The organism is Mesorhizobium sp. M7A.F.Ca.US.006.04.2.1 (genome assembly GCF_004022915.1).
GTDB lineage: Bacteria > Pseudomonadota > Alphaproteobacteria > Rhizobiales > Rhizobiaceae > Mesorhizobium > Mesorhizobium ciceri.
Map to the genome: position 1 here is coordinate 1 of NZ_RZQA01000983.1, position 2,095 is coordinate 2,095.

At 62.0% G+C, this 2,095-nt stretch carries 3 protein-coding genes; 2 read left to right on the plus strand and 1 reads right to left on the minus strand.

Annotation, left to right across the window (positions count from 1 at the left end; genetic code table 11):
• Positions 1-660 (plus strand): TatD family hydrolase (locus tag EN925_RS33150; RefSeq protein ID WP_164894561.1); only part of this gene is annotated, 660 nt, incomplete at its 5' end.
• A 3-nt stretch (positions 661-663) separates the two neighbouring features.
• The gene (locus EN925_RS33155; RefSeq protein ID WP_027161645.1) at positions 664-1,491 is read left to right on the plus strand and encodes an MBL fold metallo-hydrolase; all 828 of its coding nucleotides are present in this window, start codon (positions 664-666) and stop codon (positions 1,489-1,491) included.
• Positions 1,492-1,495: 4 nt separating this feature from the next.
• Here the strand turns inward: EN925_RS33155 and EN925_RS33160 are convergent.
• The coding region (locus EN925_RS33160; protein WP_164894562.1) for a GNAT family N-acetyltransferase at positions 1,496-2,095 on the minus strand (600 nt) is incomplete at its 5' end.

Below are 2,095 nucleotides of genomic sequence, written 5' to 3' on the forward strand. Positions count from 1 at the left end.
GTACTTGAGATCGCTGAAACTTTCGACGAAGTCTATTGCTCTGTCGGCACTCATCCGCACAATGCGGCCGAAGAACTGGATATCACGGTCGAGGAGCTTGTGCGGCTATCCGCGCACCCGAAAGTAGTGGCCATCGGCGAGGCCGGTCTCGACTATTTTTACGACAAGGCGCCACGCGATGCACAGGCGCAAGGCTTTCGCAATCACATCGCCGCCGCCCGTGAAACGGGGCTGCCGCTGGTCATCCATTCGCGCGATGCCGATGCCGACATGGCTGATATTCTCGAGGACGAAACAGGGAAGGGCGCCTTCCCCTTCATCCTGCATTGCTTTTCTTCCGGGCGCCGGCTTGCCGAGGTGGGCGTCGCTCTCGGTGGCTACGTGTCGTTCTCGGGCATCCTGACCTTCAAGAATTCAGCTGAGTTGCGTGCCATTGCCGCCGATGTCCCGCATGCCCGATTGCTGGTCGAAACCGATGCGCCCTATCTGGCGCCCGTGCCGTTTCGGGGCAAACGCAACGAGCCCGCCTATGTCGCCCATACCGCCAAGGTGCTGGCCGAAACGATCGGGGTAAGCGAAGCTGAAATCGCCGATCTGACCACAGATAATTTCTTCCGGCTGTTCGGCAAGATGCCGCGGCCTGCAGAGCAAAGTGCCTGAACGATGACTGACCGGCTGCGCCTCACCATTCTCGGCTGCGGCTCGTCCCCAGGTACGCCGCGCATCACCGGCGATTGGGGCAATTGCGACCCCGACAACCCCAGGAACCGGCGCACCCGTGCCGCCGCGCTCGTCGAGCGGATCGCGGCGAACGGCAGCCGAACGACTGTCGTCATCGACACGGGGCCGGATTTTCGGCAGCAGATGCTGCTGGCCGGCGTTAAACGTGTCGATGCGGTCGTCTATACCCACCCGCATGCCGACCATATCCATGGCATCGACGATCTGCGCGGTTTCGTCCTCGATCAGCGCCAGCTCATCGACGTCCATGCCGACAGGGCGACGATGCTTCGGCTGCGGGAAGCGTTCGGATACTGTTTCGAGACGCCGCAAGGCAGTTCCTATCCGCCGATCGTCAGGCCGCATCTCATCGAGCACACCAGGCCGGTGGTCGTCGAAGGAGAGGGGGGTACCCTCACCCTCGAGCCGCTGCCGCAGATCCACGGCGACATCGTATCGCTCGGTTTCCGCATTGGCGGTCTCGCCTATTGCCCCGACATCAGCGACTTTCCGGAACCCACCGCCGAACGGCTGGGCGACCTCGACGTGCTGATCATCGACGCGCTGCAGTACCGGACGCATCCAAGTCATCTGTCACTTGGCGAAGCGCTCGAATGGATCCAGCGGCTGGCGCCGATACATGCGGTGCTGACACATATGCACGTGCCGCTCGACTACGTCTCGGTGATGGCCGAGACACCAGCCAATGTCGAACCCGCCTATGACGGCATGGTTATAGAAATCCCTTATGAATCAGCACGATGCGAATAGAGCTTCATGAGGGCTTTCGGCTCCTTGGTGCAAATATCAGCAGCGTTCCGATCCGCTCGTAGCCCATCCGGGGATAAAGCAGCGCCCCGGCATGGGTTGCTGCCAGCACCGAGTACCTTGACCCGCGCGCGCGATCGTCGTGCAACATTTTCGATATCAAAGCCTGACCAATGCCGCGACGCCGGTGCGACGGCTCGACATACATGCTCGAACACCAGGTGGCTCCCACGGCATCCAGGCTGCGAACGCGCCCAACGATGTCGGCGCCGTCGATTGCCACATACTGGCGGAACGGCGCGGTGTCGCCGAGCAAATCGTCTGGGATCGGCTGCCTGCGGATGATCTTTCCCAACTGTGCCGCCCGTTCGGCCGTCTGCACGCGTTCGACCGAAGCAATCGATGGCGGGTTCGGAATCCGGTGCAATCGGTGGACGAAAAAGCCTTCGGTCCGCAGCAGCCGGTAGCCGAGAGCTTTGTAGGCGGTTCGTGTCGGCCCGTCCGGATCGTCGTTCGCGATCACAACGGAAATGGCAAAGCCCGGCCGTGCATGCTGCCGCACGACGGCATCGGTCTCTTGAGCGGCGACGTCATGGACGACCCATGC

What these genes read in the sequence shown, in the direction of transcription:
- EN925_RS33155 (WP_027161645.1), top strand. Translation starts at nt 664, where the DNA reads ATGACTGACCGGCTGCGCCTCACCATTCTCGGCTGCGGCTCGTCCCCA.